Source organism: Candidatus Pelagibacter sp. RS40 (genome assembly GCF_002101295.1).
Classification (GTDB): Bacteria; Pseudomonadota; Alphaproteobacteria; order Pelagibacterales; family Pelagibacteraceae; genus Pelagibacter.
The window spans coordinates 940,978-957,485 of record NZ_CP020778.1 but is presented as its reverse complement, the minus strand read 5'-3'; the positions used below and the strand labels follow the sequence as shown (position 1 = coordinate 957,485).

Genomic DNA, 16,508 nt, shown 5'->3' with positions numbered 1-16,508 from the left:
ATGAGTATATTTCTTAAAAGCCAAAAAATTATTAAAGATTGGATTGATTACAATGGCCATATGAATGTTGCCTATTATGTATTGATATTTGATGAAGCATCAGAGGGTATGCTTAATAAATTTAAAATGGGAGCAATTGATGCAAAGGCAAATAATAGAAGTACAATGGTCGTTGAGTCGAGAATTACATACAATAACGAGGTAAAAGAAAATGAGGAGGTTGACGTTTATTGTAATTTCTTCGATCATGACAAGAAAAGACTAGTTGTTAGATATGAAATGTATGAAAAAGAGACCAAAAAATTAGCCGCTACTTTAGAGTCTATGTCACTTTATATAGACCTTGAAAAAAGAAAAGTTACAGAATTTGAGCAAGAAAAATTAGATATCATGGATAAATTTATTAATGAAAATAAGGAAAAATTTAATTCAGAAAATTTAGTATTATCTGGTAAACTGAAAAAATAGATATGGAAGTAAAATTATTATCAGGCGCATTAGGTGCAGAAGTTTCTGGGATAGATTTAACAGATAGTTCAGATGAAAACTTTAATAAAATTAATGAATTATTATTAGAGCATAAAGTAATATTTTTTAGAGATCAACCTTTAACCTCTGAACAACAAGTTTTACTTGCAAAAAAATTTGGTCCTCTTGAAACGCATGCTTATGTAAAAGGTTTAGAAAATTTTCCAGAAATAGTAAGAATTAAAAAGGCACCTGAAGAAAAACATCAGTGGGGAGAAACGTGGCATACCGATGTAAGTTATAATCCAAAGCCTACAAAAGTTATTATTTTAAAATCAGTAAAAATTCCACCAGTTGGAGGGGATACCATGTTTTCAAATATGGAAACTGCTTATGACACTTTATCAGATGAGATGAAAGAAAAAATCAAAGGTAAAAAAGCTGTTCATAGTTCTCTTGGTGCAGAGGCGTTTGTAAAAAAATATAAAGAGATGGAAGGTAATGGAAATTTAGATGAATATTCAAATATCCATCCGATAGTTAGAGTTCACCCAGAAACAGGTAATAAAATACTTTATGTAAACTCGATGTACACAAAACAGATAATTGATATGGATAAAGATGAAAGTGATAAAATTTTAAAAGAATTATTCCTCCATCAAGAAAGATTAGATTTTACATGTAGGTTTAAATGGACTGAAAATGCTGTTGCAATTTGGGATAATAGAAGTACGCAACATCAAGGTCTAACCGATTTTTTTCCAAACAGAGGTCTTGGATTTGAAAGAGTAATGGATCGTATAGCTATTGAGGGTGATCATCCTCAATAATCTAGATGCAGATTATCGAAAAAATCATTTCAAATTTTTCTAATAATAATTCTTTATACATTGGGGAAAAACTTACAATGTCAGAGCACATGATCCAATCCGCGATGCTTGCTGAAAAATCTAAATGTAATGATGATTTAATATGTTCCTGTTTGCTGCATGACTATGGACATTTTTTAATAGATAGCCCTGATGAACTTGTAAAAAATAAATTAGACGGTGGGCATGAGTTAATTGGATATGAATATTTAAAAAAATTCTTTAAAAAACAAATAGTAGAGCCAATTAGATATCATGTATTAGCTAAAAGATATCTTGCAAGAAACAAAACATATTTTGAAAAACTATCGAAAGCATCAAAAGTAAGCTTAGAACTTCAAGGTGGTATATTAAATGATAAAGATACCGAGAGTTTTAAAAGGAAATCTTATTTCAAATCATCAATTTTACTGAGAAAATTTGATGAGGCTGCAAAAAAAACATATGTCAAAATGAAAACTATCCATGATTATAAAAAATTGCTAATTTCAAAAATAATATGAATTTCGATTATTTAATAGTTGGAGCTGGTTCGGCTGGATGTGTGGTTGCAAACAGATTATCGGAAGATACAAATAATACTGTTGCAATTTTTGAGGCAGGTGGTTCTAGTGATATTTGGAAAGTTAAGATGCCATTGGCGCTATTGTATACAATGCATGATCCAAAATATAATTGGAAGTATTATTCAGAACCTGAGCCATACTTAAATAATAGACGTGTTTTTTGTCCAAGGGGAAAGATGATTGGTGGATGTTCATCACATAACGGAATGGTTTTTGTTAGAGGTAATAGAGATGATTACACAAGATGGGAAAATTTTGGTTTAAGTAATTGGTCTTACGATAAAGTACTACCTTATTTTAAAAAAATAGAGACTTGGTCTGGTGGAGAAAATCAATTTAGAGGTTCCTTGGGTCCTCTTCCAGTAAATCTATCTAAAAATTCAAATCCATTATTTAAAGCATTTATTGATGCAGCAGCTGAAGCAGGCCACAGAACAAATATAGATATGAACGGTGAAGAGCAAGAAGGATTTGGTATGTTTGATACTACTATGCACGAAGGCGAAAGAGCTGGTGTTGCAAAATATTATTTAAATCCTGTTAAAAATAGAAAAAATTTAAATATTTTAAAAAATTCATTTGTTGAGAAAATATTATTTGAAGGGAAAAAGGCAGTCGGCCTTCAAGTAAAAATTAAAAATAAAGTACAAAAAATCTATGCAAATAAAGAGGTAATATTGAGCGGAGGATCTATAAATTCTCCTCAATTGTTAATGTTATCAGGTATTGGTGATGAAGCTCACTTAAGAGATAATGGAATTGAAGTTGTACATAACTCAAAAGGTGTTGGAAAAAATTTACAAGACCATCTTGAAACTTACATTCAACAAAAATGTAAGACACCCAACACTCTTTATACATACACAAAATTAATACCTAAAGTTTTAGCAGGTATACAATGGTTTATGTTTAAATCAGGACCTTGTTCAAAATCATTTTTGGAGGCTGGTGGTTTTGCAAAATCTTCACCAGAGAGAAAAGTTGCTAACATTCAATTTCATTTCTTTCCATCTTTTGTAATAAATCATGGATTAGAAGATCCAGACTCGCACGGTTATCAATTACACGCGAGTCCAAATCATCCAAAAAGTAGAGGTGAGATAACTCTAAATTCATCAGATCCATACGATTACCCTAAAATTTTATTTAATTATTTAAAAGAAGAAGAAGATCTAAAACAAACTAGAGAATGTATTCATGTTGCAAGAAAAATTCTATCTCAACCAGCTCTTGCAGAACATGCTGGAGATGAAGTTGGACCAGGTTTCAACGCTCAGTCAGATGATGAATTAAATGAATATATAAGATCTAAAGCTGATACTGCTTATCACCCTTGTGGAACTTGTAAAATGGGAGTGGATGACATGGCGGTTGTAGATCAAGATTTAAAAGTAAATGGAATTGGAAATTTAAGGGTAATTGATGCATCAGTTATACCTGAAATACCAAGCGCTAATTTAAATGCCCCTACCCTAATGATTGCTGAAAAAGGTTCTGAGGCTATTCTTAATAATTAATATTATAATCATTCTCGATTTGATATAGGTGTCTGATGGATACAAACCAAAATACCAAAGGCATTTTTTTTATAATGACTGGTATGGCATTTTTTTCAATTCAAGACGGTTTAATAAAATTTATTTTTGAGGATATAGCGTTATTTGAACTTTATTTTGGAAGAACACTTATCCAAGCAATATTTTTGTTATGTTTTATTATTATAACAAAAAAATCAATCTCATTAAAAACACACTATCCTATATTGACTTTAATAAGAGTTGTTTGTTTTTTCTTTGGATTTAGTTTTTTTTATATTTCTTTAACATTCATGACACTTGCTATGACGAGTGCGTTATTCTTCTCCTGTCCATTTTTTATGTCCATGTTTGCAAAGTTTTTTTTAAAAGAAAAAATCGGTATTAGAAGATGGAGTGCGATTGTTGTTGGTTTTATTGGTGTATTAATTGTTTTAAATCCAACATTGGGAGATTTTAATTTTTTTAAATTAGCACCAGTTGCTTGTGCGCTCTGTTATTCAATATCTATGACAATAACCAAATATACATCCGATAAAGATAGCATTTACACACAAATGACATGGCTTTATATTTTTGCATTACTTGCAAGTTTATTTATATTTGCTGTGAGTGGGGATGGTAAATTTAATACCTTCACTGATCCAACATTACAATTTATTGTGAGAGAATGGTTCACAAATCCATCCGATGCTTGGCCTTATGTTTTAATAATGGGAACAGTTGCATCAATTTCATTTTTTTGTGTATTTACTGCTTATAGTATTGCATCACCTTCGGTTGTATCATTGTTTGAATATTCTTACATAATCTGGGCGGTATTAGCTGGCTATATCTTATTTGAAACTATTCCAGTGCCGAGAACTTTGTTTGGAGCATGTATAATTATTGGAGCTGGTGTTTATATTTACTTCAGAGAGAAAGTTAGAGGTCAAATGATTGCAACTGATACACCACCAAATAAATAATGAAATCCTATATCCCTACAATTAATATATCCTCTTTAATAGATGGTAAATTCGTTTCAAAGGAAGCAAAAAAAACTATTCAATCAATTAAAAAAGCATGTGTAGAAGTTGGTTTTTTTCAAGTAATTGGTCATGGTTTAAAAAATGAAGAAATCAAAAACATTTGTGCTGTTGGAAATAAATTTTTCAATATGAAAGATAAATACAAAAGAAAATTGTCTCCTAAAAAATGGAATAAACAAAATAAAAATATTTATAGAGGCTATTTTCCCAATGATGTTAATGGAAAAGAAGGTTTAGACTTAGGAGATTTAAACGTCTCTTCTAAATACTCAAATAATATCAAAAACCAATATATTGAATATTTAAATCTTCAAAAATGTTTTAATTCAAAAGCAGTTAAAAAATTAAATAATTACTTTGATAATATTTTTAGTTTAAGTGAAATACTTTTTAAGAGTATTATAGTTTATTACAAAAAAGATCCCAAAATTTCAAATCAAGCTTTTTCAAGACTAAAAACTCTAAGCACATTAAGGTTCAATAATTATCCAAATCAAAAAAAGCCTGTTGAGATCTCAAAACAAGATGGTGTTGCATTAGGATGTGAAACACACGTAGATAGTGGTATTTTCACTGTTCTCTATCAAGATAAAAAAGGTGGATTACAAGTTCAAAACCTAAAGAGTAAAAAATGGTATGATGTACCATTTAATAAAAAGGCATTTGTGGTCAACACTGGAAGAGCTTTAGAATACTTAACCAAAGGAAAATTTAAGGCAACAAATCATCGTGTGCTTTGGAATAGATCAAAGAGGATGTCTATCCCATTTTTTTTTGAGCCGTCTTTTGATTTTAAAATGCATCCTTCATATTTGTTGAGCAAAAAAACTGTAAATAAAGGTCAAATTTACGAAAAGTTTTTAAATAGATCCTTAAAGAAATTTGTTGAATATCAACGATAGTAATAATAAGGTTATTAAATAAAGCGATACATAACTCGTCGTAACTATTTCTAGGCTATACGAAAGTGGGATCGGTCGTCTTTAAATTAAATTTTAAAGGAGGCTTTATGAAGTTTGGTTATTTTTGTAACACAACCAATTGGACACACAAACCATATCATCAATTACTAGATGAAACTAAAGAGATCACTGAATATTGTGATAAAAATAAGTGGAATTCTATATGGTTTACAGAACATCATTTTAATCATGAGGGAATGGAGTCATGCACTAATCCTTTAATGTTAGGAGTAGATGCAGCAGCAAGGACAAAAAATATTAGAATAGGACAAGCTGCGAACGTAATCACATTCCATAACCCAATTAGATTGGCAGAAGATATTGCAACACTTGATCAGCTTTCCAAAGGAAGAGTGGAAGTAGGTGTGGCCAGAGGTGTTTATGGGCGAGAAGCTATAAATTTAAATAAAGAGGCTGATTTAAAAGATCAAGCAAAAAACTTTAGATTGTTTGCTGAGACACTAGAAATTTTAAAAAAAGCTTGGTCCGAAAAATTTTTTAATCACGATGGAGAATTTTATACTTATCCATCCCCTAACTATGTATGGCAACATGATATGAGTCCGCCAAGTGAGGAATTTATGAATATGGAAGACAGCACCATGAAAAAAATAAGTGTTGTACCAAAGCCTTATCAGAACCCACACCCGCCTATTCATCAAGTTGTAGATGGAATAAGATCTATTGAGTGGGCAGCAGAAAATAATATTAATGTAATCATGTGGATTCCTACAGTAAAGGCTCTGAAAATAAGATTTGAGGCATACAAAAATAAAAGATCTGAAGTTACTAAAAAAAATGTTCCTTTAGGAGAAGGGGTTACTCTTGTTCGAGACATGTTTGTTGCTGATACAATGGAAGAGGCAAAAGAAATGGCAGGAGAACATATGGTTAATTACATGAAATGGGTTTGTCATTGGAGAGGTCTTGGTAATCATATGGATCCAGGTGAAGAGCTTCCAAAAACTAAAGGCAAATTAGATTTATTAAATTATGAATTCCTTCATCAAAGAAATATGCTTTTTGGTACGCCGGAGTATGTGATTGATAAAATTCATGAATTAAAATCAGAACTAAACTTACAAAATCTGCAAGTTTGGTCGAATTTTCCAGGTGTAAAACATAAAGATTGTATGAAAAGTATAAAGTTATTCACTGAAAAAGTAATGCCACATTTTAAAGATGATCTAGACACTGAAGTCAAAAAAGTTTCGTGAAGCTCAAGTCAAGAAAGCTTACCGGTGGTCAAGCTGCAATAAAGTCCTTAAGAAAAGAGCAAGTTAAACATGTATTTGGTTTAATTGGATCAGCTACTATGGAAATGTTTGATGCTATTTATCATGATAAAAAAATTAAATTTATTGATGTAAGAGATGAAAGAACAGGAACCCATATGGCTGATGGGTATGCAAGAGCATCTAATCAACCAGGTGTAATTATTGCTGGGCAAAATGGTCCTGGTGCAACAAATTTAGTTACAGGGCTTGCTCAAGCAAAAGCTGCTTTTTCACCAGTTGTATCCTTAGCGGGACTATATTCAACAAAAGATAAAATGGAGGATGCATTTCAAGGACTTGATCAGCAATCTTTGTTTGAACCTGTAACTAAAAAAACAATTACATTAAAGAACAGTAAAAATATTCCAAATGCGATATCAGATGGATTTAATGTTGCGATGTCACCAAGAAGAGGCCCAGTTTGTATAAATTTACCAAGAAACCTACTTGCTGAAAAAAATAATTATAAAATAAATGAAAAAATAAAATCGTTTAAAAACACAAATAATACTCAATCTAATCCTAATTCAATTAAAAGAGCTGCAAAATTAATAAGTAATTCATCTAAAGGAATAATTATTGTTGGAGGAGGAATAAAATATACTTCAGGTTTTAAACCAGTCATAGAACTTGCGGAATATTTGAATGTTCCAATTGTAACAGCTGCTGGTCATGGTGATGCAATTCCTTTTAATCATAAATTAAATGCTGGACAAATGGGACCAAGAGGAAATCCTGTTGCAACAAAATTGACTAAAGAGGCAGATATTATTTTAGCAATTGGAACAAGACTTGGTTTTAATTCAACTTTTTATTCTTTCGAGAACATAAATAAAAAAGCAAAAATTATACAAGTTGAACTAGAAAAAAAAATGTTAGGAAAATATTTTCCAATTAAAATTGGAATAAATGCAGATGCAGCAACAACTGCAAATCAATTGCTTAAAGAGTTTAAAAAACAAAAAATTAAATCTGAGGTAAAAATTTGGACAGAAAGGTTTAAAAATGAAAGATCAAAGTACTTGTTTCAACGTAATAATATACCTTCTAAAAACTATCCAATCCAACCACCAGGGCTTTTCAAAGAACTAAGAAAAGTTTTACCCAAAAACTCAGCAATTACTTTGGATGCTGGAACCCTTTGTTTGCAAGCGACAGATGCTTTAGAATATTACAATCCACCTAGTTTATTTACTCCTTTAGATTTTGGTTTAGTTGGATTTTCATATGCATGTGGATTAGGTGTAAAAGTTGCAAAACCTAAAAGAACTGTTGTAAGTCTAATGGGTGATGGTGGATTTGGTATGACAATATCTGAATTAAGCACCGCTGTAGAACATAAAATTAATACTATAACAATCGTAATGAATAATAAAAGTTGGGGTGCAGAAAAAGCATATCAAAAAGATTTTTTTGGAAAAAGATATTTAGGCGCTGATATTTCAAGTCCACCCTTTAGCAAAGTAGCAGAGCTCTATGGAGCTAAAGGATATAAAGTGAGGAAGTTGTCTGAAATTAATGATGCCGTTAAAAGTGCGCTTAAAGTAAATAAGCCTGTAGTGATTGATGTTGATGTAGATCCAAAAGCACTGTACAGTTTTAGGAGAGATAGCTTTAAACACAGATCAAAATAATGAAATTACAATTACGTAAATTTACGAAGTTTGTAGATAAAACATTTATAGAGGGTGGAAAGGATGCAAAGGAACCTGTACTTTTAGTTTCAGTTGCTGCTGTAATTGAAAATCCTTGGGCAGGAAGAGGTTTTGTTGAAGATATAAAGCCTGAAATTTTAGAACTGGCACCAAAGATTGGGGATATTTTAGTTCCAGAACTTATTAAAGAGATAGGTTCAGGAGATAAAATTCAAGCATATGGGAAGGCTGCAATAGTTGGTCTTAATGGAGAAATAGAACATGCATCTGCTTTTATACATACTTTGAGATTTGGAAATAAGTTTAGAGATGCAGTTGGTGGAACTGCCTATTTAAGTTTTACAAATACAAGGGGACCAGCAGGATCAAAGATTTCTATTCCCATGATGCATAAAACAGATCCTGGATTAAGGCCATTTTATTTAACACATGAATTTACAATTCATGACGCTCCAAATGAAGATGAGATAGTTGTTGCAATAGGTGGTGCTCCATTTGGGAGAGCGCATGCAAGAACTGGAGACAGATATCAAGATATGAAAGAAATGGGCATTGAACAATAAATAATGATCAATGCAAAAGATTCTCACAATACTTTTTACTCCTTAAATCAAAAATCTGGAATTCCTTTGGTATTTATCCATGGTGTAGGCTTGAATAATACGATTTGGGAACCTCAAGTAAACGCATTTGAAAATAGTGTATTAACATATGATATTCTAGGACATGGAAAAACACCTCTCGACAAAGATGAAATTTCATTTGATATTTTTTCAGATCAATTGTTAAATTTGATTAATGAACTTAATATTGAAAAAATCCACTTAATTGGTTTTTCAATTGGATCATTAATAGCAAGAAATTTTGCATGCAAATTTAATGAAAGACTTCAGTCTTTAACATTGCTCTGTTCAATATTTAAAAGAAGTACAGAACAACAAAAATTAGTAAATGATAGATTTGAACTTGCCAAAAAAAGTAAGAAATTATCTAAACAAGCGTTAAATAGATGGTTTACAGATGATTACTTAAAAAAAAATCCTGATACATATAATAAAATAAGTAGCTTATTGGACACCAATAACATGAATAATTTTTTAAAAGTATATTCACTTTTTGTAAATCATAAAGATCAAGAGGATTTTTCAAAAATAAAAGTAAAAACCTTAGTAATGACTGGAGAGGGTGATGTAGGTTCTACGCCTCAAATGTCTGAGGAATTAAGTAAAGAAATTGAGAATTCTTACTTTAAAATAATTCCTAAAGGGAAACATCTATGTAGTATTGAATGTTCTGATAATGTAAATTTAGAAATTAAAAAACATATAGAAAATGCCTGAATTAAAAAAATATAAAATGTTTATAAATGGTGAGTGGGTTAACTCAGATACTGAAAAGATTTTTGAAACACTTAATCCTGAAAATAATAAACCTTGGGCTGCAGTTCCAGAGGCAAGTGTAAGCGATGTTGACAGAGCTGTCAAAGCTGCACAAAATGCATTTGAAGGTGAGTGGCCAAAATTATTACCAAAAGAAAGAGCAAGATATCTGAGGATGATAGGAGATAAACTTAGAGAAAATGCTGAACATTTAGGAAAAATAGAAACAATTGATACTGGAAAACTTTATAGAGAAACATATAAACAGGCTAATTACATAGCTGAATATTATGATTATTATGCAGGTCTTGCTGATAAGGTTGAAGGAACCGTTCTTCCAATAGACAAACCAAACATTCAAGCAATAACGACAAGAATACCAATCGGTGTAATTGCTGCAATTGTTCCATGGAACTCGCAAATGTTTTTAACAGCTACAAAACTTGCACCGGCATTAGCAATGGGTAACACTGTTGTTATTAAATGCTCTGAGTTAGCGCCTGCAACAATGTTTGAATTTGCAAAGTTAATTCAAGAAACTGGTATTCCAAAAGGAGTTGTAAATGTTATTTCTGGTTTTGGAGAACCTTGTGGTAAAGCTCTTACATCACATAATCTAGTTGAAAAAATTGCATTCACTGGTGGGCCAGAAACAGCACGTCATATCATTAGAAATTCTGCAGAAAATTTATCTGAAGTAAGTTTAGAACTTGGAGGAAAAAGTCCTGTTGCAGTATTTAATGATGCAAATCAAGAAAATGCTATTAACGGAATTACCGCTGGAATTTTTGGTGCCAGTGGACAGAGTTGCATTGCTGGGTCTAGGCTTTATTTGCAGGAAGGAATTTATGATGAATTTTTAGACAAACTATCAAATAGAGCTAAGAAAATAAAAATTGGAGCTCCAATGGATCCTGAAACTGAGATGGGTCCGATAAGTAATTATAAACAATTAGAGGTCATTGAAAAAAATATCAAACTAACTCTTGAACAAGGTGGAAGATTAAAATGTGGTGGACAAAGACATTCATTTTCTAATGAAGGTTATTACTTTCCAGCAACAATTATAGAATGTGATAATCATAATTTACCAGTTGCTGAGAATGAATTGTTTGGACCTGTTTTATCAGTGATGAAATTTAAAACTGAAGAAGAAGTTGTTTCAAAAATGAATGATAACCAGTATGGATTATCATCAGGTGTATACACGTCCGACCTTGCAAGAGGCATGAGGGTTTCAAAAGCAATTAGAGCTGGAATTACTTTTGTTAATACTTATAGACTGATTTCACCAACTGCTCCATTTGGTGGTATAAAGGATAGTGGATATGGAAAAGAGGCTGGACTAGAATCTATTAAAGATTACACTCGAGTAAAGACTACATGGTTTTATACTTCTGACGAACCAACACTGGATCCATTTTCAATTAGATAACATCAAAAATATTAGCCAAAATTACTTATTGAAATATTAACTGAATAATATTTAAATTAGTCTTTATAAATTGTTAACAATTAGAGGAAAAATGAAAAAATTAATTATGACTGCAACAATTTTTGTCATGACAATGACATCAAATGTTCTTGCAGATATCAAAATGGGGATAATATTAGGATTTACAGGTCCTATTGAGTCTCTTACTCCAGCAATGGCTGCTTCAGCTGAGCTTGCATTTAAAGAAGCTTCAGACTCAGGTTCATTATTAGGTGGAGAAAAAATTTCAATTGAGAGAGCAGATTCTACCTGTGTAGATTCAGCGGCAGCTACTACAGCAGCTGAAGGCTTAGTATCTGGCGGAGTTGTTGCTATTATGGGTGCTGACTGTTCAGGTGTAACTGGTGCAATTGCAACTAATGTTGCTGTACCAAATGGTGTTGTTATGATTTCGCCATCTGCGACTTCTCCAGGATTAACAGATTTGAATGATAATGGTTATTTCTTCAGAACTGCACCGTCTGATGCAAGAGGTGGTCAAGTCTTAGCTGATATTACTAAAGACAGAAAAGTAAAATCAATTGCTGTTACTCACACAAACAATGACTATGGTAAAGGTTTAGCAGACGTATACGTAGCAGCTGTGAAAGCACACGGTATAAATGTTACAGCAGTCACTGCCCATGAAGAAGGTAAAGGAGACTATGGTGCAGAAGTAGCTACTCTAGCTGCAGCAGGAGGTGATGCTTTAGCAGTACTTGGTTACCTTGATCAAGCTGGTGGTATGATTATTCAAGGATCATTAGATTCTGGTGCATTTGATGTATTTGTGCTTTCAGATGGAATGATTGGCGACTCTTTAACTGACAGATTTGGAAAAGATTTGAACAAATCATTTGGCTCTTTACCTGGATCAACAGGAAAAGGTGCTGGAAAATTTGCTGAAGTTGCAAAAGCTGGTGGAATTGACTCGTCAGGGCCATACACTGGCGAATCATATGATGCAGCAGCATTAATAGCTCTTTCTATGCAAGCAGGTGGAAAAGCAGATAGAGGAACAATTCAAGCAAACGTTATGAATGTTGCAAACGCACCTGGAACAAAAATTTACCCAGGCGAACTAAAAAAAGCTCTTGATTTATTAGCTAAAGGAAAAAAGGTTAATTACGAGGGAGCAACTGGCGTTGAATTTACTGATGTTGGTGAAGCTTTTGGATCTTTCTTAGAAAAAGAAATCAAAGGTGGAAAGTTTAAAACAAAAAAACAAAGATAATACTTAATATTTTTATACCCCAGCGAATTCTTCGCTGGGGTTTTTTCGTAAATTAATTCCTTATAATTTTTTAATATGTAAAAAATTTATATATCTAAATCAGTTTTTGTAAAAATTTTAAAAAAATAAATACTTATCTGCCATGTACAAAGCCCAAGCTATTGCAGCACCTGTAATAATATATTTCATTATTGTTTAATTATTTTTTCTGGTATTATACCTTTAGGTCTATATCTCATAATCATCAATAATCCAATTCCAATCACGAGAAACCTAAAGTATGAAGCACTCTCAATTAAATGAACTCTTAAAGCATGAGTTTCAGGCATATGAGAAGTAAATAAATTGATCAAAAATAAAGCTATAGGAGCCGCCTCGACCCAAAGAAACCATACAACAAATCCACCAAGTATAGCCCCAAAGTTATTTCCAGTTCCACCTACAATAACCATAACCCATATAACAAAAGTATATCTCATTGGGCGATAACTCCCAGGAGTGAACAAGCCATCATTAGTAACCATCATTGCCCCAGCAAGTCCAACCACAGCAGATCCTAAAACAAATATAAGTAAATGTTCTTTGACAATATTTTTACCCATTGCACTGGCAGCTTCCTCATTGTCCCTAATTGCTCTCATCTTACGGCCCCATGGAGAGTATAAAGCCTTTTGAGTAACGATTAATAAAATAACCACAACTGTTAAAAATAGACCAGTAAAGCAAAGTTTCACATAAACAGAGGAAGCTTCTATAACCATTTGATTAAGAGCTTCCTGTTTTTCTGTTACTGAGCTAATTAAGCTTAATTTTTTTGAATGAAATTTTTCGACTAAATTAATAAACCAATCAGATTTTTGTAAATCAATTTCATATGGCGCAGGTCTTTTTAGTCCAATTACATTTTTGACACCTCTTGCTAACCATTCTTCATGTTTGATTATTGAGACTACGATTTCAGCAATTAAAAGTGTTGCGATTGCAAGATAATCTGCTCTCAAACCTAAGGCAATTTTTCCAATCACAAATGCTAACCCTGCAGCAAATAAACCTCCCACAAACCATGAGAATAAAACTGGCATGCCAAGTCCACCCAGAAAACCTGTTTTTGCAGGATCAATCGATTCGATAGCTTCTATGCCAGGAGTAGCGGTAATATTTAATAGAAGTATCCCTCCAATAATAATTGAAGTAATACTATAATTTCTTATTTTTGATTTTTTAAAATGTTTTAAAAGGTATTTTACAGTTACCACCATGGCCACTATTATCAATATACAGGCAAGAATGTTTAATCCACCCACTTGCCATGCTTTTTTAACTGGATCTACTGAAACTAAAACTACGGCTAATCCACCAAGTGCGGTATACCCCATGATACCAAAGTTTATTAAACCCGCATAACCCCATTGTATATTTGCACCAATAGTCATAACAGCTGAAATTAAACAATAATTCATTATAGTAAGAGCGATCGACCAAGATTGAAATATTCCTACCAATATTATTAAAACTAACATTATTGAATAGGCTGCAATTACATTTGAATAATTCCTCATAGGGTTTTGCCTTTAAATATTCCTGATGGTTTTACTAACAATACAATTACTAAAATTGAGAATGAAATCGCAAATTTATAATCTGTGGAAAGTAGCTGTAACAAAGAGTTGGGTTCTAAAGACTCTGGTAAAAGATATGAAATAAATCTTTTGTATGCATAAGTTAAAAATATTTCTGCAAATGCAATTACATATCCTCCAAGGAATGCTCCAAAAGGATTGCCTATACCTCCAACAATTGCAGCTGCAAAAATTGGAAGCATATTGTTAAAATAAACAAATGGCCTATAACTTTTATCCAAACCATATAAAACTCCACCGATTGTTGCTAATATTCCAGCAATAATCCAAGTTATCATTACAACTTTTTTAGGATCTATACCTGACAATAAAGCTAAATCTTCATTATCAGAGTAAGCTCTCATACTTTTTCCTGTTTTAGTCTTATTTAAAAACCAAAACATGATTGAAACTATAATTATAGTTACAATAACAGTAATTGCTTGAGAGGATTTTAAAGTTATCCCTTCATTTAATCCTGTGATTTCTTTAAATTCGTTTGCTTTTAAAATAAATTTTTCTCCGTCAATAAATCTTCTGTCTGATGGTCCTATAACAATTCTTATAATTGCTTGAGTTACAAACATAACCCCAACACTAACCATAGCAAATTGGACAGGAGGACTTTTTTTTATTCGATAATAACTAAAAACAAATTTATCAATTAAAAGCATATAAATAACCATCGCAATTATTGCAAAAGGAATTGTCAACAATGCCGTTGGTAGAAAACCAAAATTAATTCCAATAGTTTGAAAATAATAAGTCAACAAAACAGCAAACATGGTCCCAAAGGACATCATGTCTCCAGTTGCAAAATTAGCAAACCTTAAAACTGCATAAATTAATGTTACAAATATTGCACCTAATGCAAGCTGAGATCCATAAGCCAAGGCCGGTATAACTGTGAAATTTATCAAAACTGTTAAAGCGTTTAATAAGTCCATCATCCACCTAAGAAAGATCTTCTAACCTCTGGGTCTTTAAGTAGTTGGTCACCTGACCCCTCAAATTTATTTTTTCCAGTAACAAGCACATATCCCCTATCAGAGATATTAAGTGCCTGTTTTGCATTTTGTTCAACCATAATTATGGCAACATTAGTTTTTTTTACTTTTATAATATGTTCAAATAATTCATCCATTACTATTGGTGATACACCAGCCGTTGGTTCGTCTAACATCAACACAGATGGTTCGCTCATTAAAGCTCTTCCAAGTGCCACTTGTTGTCTTTGACCACCTGATAATTGACCAACAATTTGTGATTGTTTTTCTTTTAATATTGGAAATAGCTCATAGATATTATTAATCATTTCCTCTAATCCATCTTCTCTTAAGAAGCCTCCGATTTCTAAATTTTCTCTTACTGTTAACTCTGCAAAAACATTTTTTGTTTGAGGTACAAAAGAAATTCCTTTTTTTACTCTATCTTGAGGAGACATTTTTGAAATATCCTCGCCATCTAAACAAACACTTCCTGATTTCAAAGTAAGAAGACCTAACATAGCTTTCATTGCTGTAGATTTTCCTGCCCCGTTTGGGCCTAGTATGGCTACTATTTCTCCTCTATTAGCATTTATATTACATGAGCTAATAATATCTGGTCCATCTCCATAGCCACCTGTCATTTTTATTCCCTCAAAAAAAGCCATTATTTTCCTTTTGAAATTGTGGATTTTCCAAGATAACTCTCTATTACCTTATCATTTTTTTTTACTTCTTCAGACTTACCTTCAAACAGCACTGAACCTTCGGCCATTACGATAACTGGATCACACATTCTGCTTATAAAATCCATATCGTGTTCAATCATACAAAAAGTATAATTTTTTTCTTTATTTAGTTTTAAAATTGCAGTTCCTAAATCTTTAAGTAATGACCTATTTACTCCCGCTCCAACTTCATCCAATAAAACTAACTTAGCATCAACCATCATTGTTCTGCCTAATTCGAGAAGTTTTTTTTGACCTCCAGATAGATTTCCTGCTCTCTCGTTTGCTAAATGTTTTAAATTTAAAAATTCAATTACTTCATATGCTTTTAATCTATTAACTTCCTCCTCTTCTTTTACTTTTTTAGGCTTTAGAAGTGCATTTAATAGATTTTCACCAGATTGATTTGGGGGAACCATCATCAAATTTTCAAGCACACTTAAGTTTGAGAATTCATGTGCTATTTGAAATGTTCTTAAAAGTCCTTTTGAAAATAGTTCATGAGAGGGTAAATCGGTAATCTTTTCATTATTAAAAATAACACTACCCTTAGAAGATTTTAAATTCCCAGCAATTAAATTAAAAAGGGTAGTTTTTCCTGAACCATTTGGACCAATTATTCCAGTTATAGAACCCTTTTTAATTTTCAGCGAACAATTAGATACAGCTGCTAATCCACCAAAATATTTTGATAGATTTTCTACCTGTAAAATACTTTCGGACAT

The 16,508-nt window shown here is 32.0% G+C and carries 16 protein-coding genes; 12 read left to right on the top strand and 4 right to left on the bottom strand.

The features are described 5' to 3' along the window. The 12 genes from B8063_RS05035 (at position 1) to B8063_RS04980 (ending at position 12,450) form a co-directional block, all read left to right on the top strand. Positions 1-468 (top strand): thioesterase family protein, encoded by a 468-nt coding sequence (locus tag B8063_RS05035; RefSeq protein WP_085070100.1) that lies wholly within the window; start codon positions 1-3, stop codon positions 466-468. A 2-nt stretch (positions 469-470) separates the two neighbouring features. Then, complete coding sequence (locus tag B8063_RS05030; protein WP_085070099.1) at positions 471-1,298, top strand: TauD/TfdA dioxygenase family protein; 828 nt, start codon at positions 471-473, stop codon at positions 1,296-1,298. Positions 1,299-1,303: 5 nt separating this feature from the next. Next, complete coding sequence (locus B8063_RS05025) at positions 1,304-1,840, top strand: HD domain-containing protein (protein WP_085070098.1); 537 nt, start codon at positions 1,304-1,306, stop codon at positions 1,838-1,840. Continuing rightward, the gene (locus B8063_RS05020) at positions 1,837-3,420 is read left to right on the top strand and encodes a choline dehydrogenase (protein WP_085070097.1); all 1,584 of its coding nucleotides are present in this window, start codon (positions 1,837-1,839) and stop codon (positions 3,418-3,420) included. The genes B8063_RS05025 and B8063_RS05020 overlap by 4 nt, the downstream gene beginning before the upstream one ends. A gap of 35 nt (positions 3,421-3,455) precedes the next feature. After that, positions 3,456-4,406 (top strand): DMT family transporter, encoded by a 951-nt coding sequence (locus B8063_RS05015; protein WP_085070096.1) that lies wholly within the window; start codon positions 3,456-3,458, stop codon positions 4,404-4,406. Continuing rightward, positions 4,406-5,371 (top strand): 2OG-Fe(II) oxygenase family protein, encoded by a 966-nt coding sequence (locus B8063_RS05010; RefSeq protein WP_232311383.1) that lies wholly within the window; start codon positions 4,406-4,408, stop codon positions 5,369-5,371. The genes B8063_RS05015 and B8063_RS05010 overlap by 1 nt, the downstream gene beginning before the upstream one ends. Before the next feature lie 107 nt (positions 5,372-5,478). After that, entirely contained in the window at positions 5,479-6,648 is a 1,170-nt protein-coding gene (locus B8063_RS05005; RefSeq protein WP_085070094.1) for an LLM class flavin-dependent oxidoreductase, read from the top strand. Further along, positions 6,645-8,342: a thiamine pyrophosphate-binding protein gene (locus B8063_RS05000; RefSeq protein WP_085070093.1), complete on the top strand. Its 1,698-nt coding sequence runs from the start codon at positions 6,645-6,647 to the stop codon at positions 8,340-8,342. The genes B8063_RS05005 and B8063_RS05000 overlap by 4 nt, the downstream gene beginning before the upstream one ends. Beyond that, positions 8,342-8,926: an amino acid synthesis family protein gene (locus tag B8063_RS04995; protein WP_085070092.1), complete on the top strand. Its 585-nt coding sequence runs from the start codon at positions 8,342-8,344 to the stop codon at positions 8,924-8,926. Before B8063_RS05000 ends, B8063_RS04995 begins: the two co-directional genes overlap by 1 nt. Positions 8,927-8,929: 3 nt before the next feature. Next, complete coding sequence (locus tag B8063_RS04990; RefSeq protein ID WP_085070091.1) at positions 8,930-9,703, top strand: alpha/beta fold hydrolase; 774 nt, start codon at positions 8,930-8,932, stop codon at positions 9,701-9,703. Then, positions 9,696-11,177: an aldehyde dehydrogenase gene (locus B8063_RS04985; RefSeq protein ID WP_085070090.1), complete on the top strand. Its 1,482-nt coding sequence runs from the start codon at positions 9,696-9,698 to the stop codon at positions 11,175-11,177. The genes B8063_RS04990 and B8063_RS04985 overlap by 8 nt, the downstream gene beginning before the upstream one ends. A 91-nt stretch (positions 11,178-11,268) precedes the next feature. Beyond that, positions 11,269-12,450 carry an ABC transporter substrate-binding protein gene (locus tag B8063_RS04980; protein WP_085070897.1) on the top strand — a complete coding sequence of 394 codons (1,182 nt, stop codon included), beginning with the start codon at positions 11,269-11,271 and terminating at the stop codon, positions 12,448-12,450. Positions 12,451-12,638: 188 nt separating this feature from the next. On the opposite strand, the gene B8063_RS04975 is transcribed toward B8063_RS04980, so the two are convergent. From B8063_RS04975 to B8063_RS04960, 4 genes are read right to left on the bottom strand one after another with little or no spacing between them, the layout of a single operon-like run. Beyond that, a complete protein-coding gene (locus tag B8063_RS04975; protein ID WP_085070895.1) occupies positions 12,639-13,970 on the bottom strand; it encodes a branched-chain amino acid ABC transporter permease in 1,332 nt (443 codons plus the stop codon). Between the two features lie 35 nt (positions 13,971-14,005). Next, positions 14,006-15,016, bottom strand: a complete 1,011-nt coding sequence (locus tag B8063_RS04970) for a branched-chain amino acid ABC transporter permease (protein ID WP_085070893.1) — start codon at positions 15,014-15,016, stop codon at positions 14,006-14,008. Next, a complete protein-coding gene (locus B8063_RS04965) occupies positions 15,016-15,723 on the bottom strand; it encodes an ABC transporter ATP-binding protein (RefSeq protein ID WP_085070089.1) in 708 nt (235 codons plus the stop codon). Before B8063_RS04965 ends, B8063_RS04970 begins: the two co-directional genes overlap by 1 nt. Next, on the bottom strand, positions 15,723-16,508 hold the full coding sequence (locus tag B8063_RS04960; RefSeq protein ID WP_085070088.1) for an ABC transporter ATP-binding protein: 786 nt from the start codon (positions 16,506-16,508) through the stop codon (positions 15,723-15,725). The genes B8063_RS04965 and B8063_RS04960 overlap by 1 nt, the downstream gene beginning before the upstream one ends.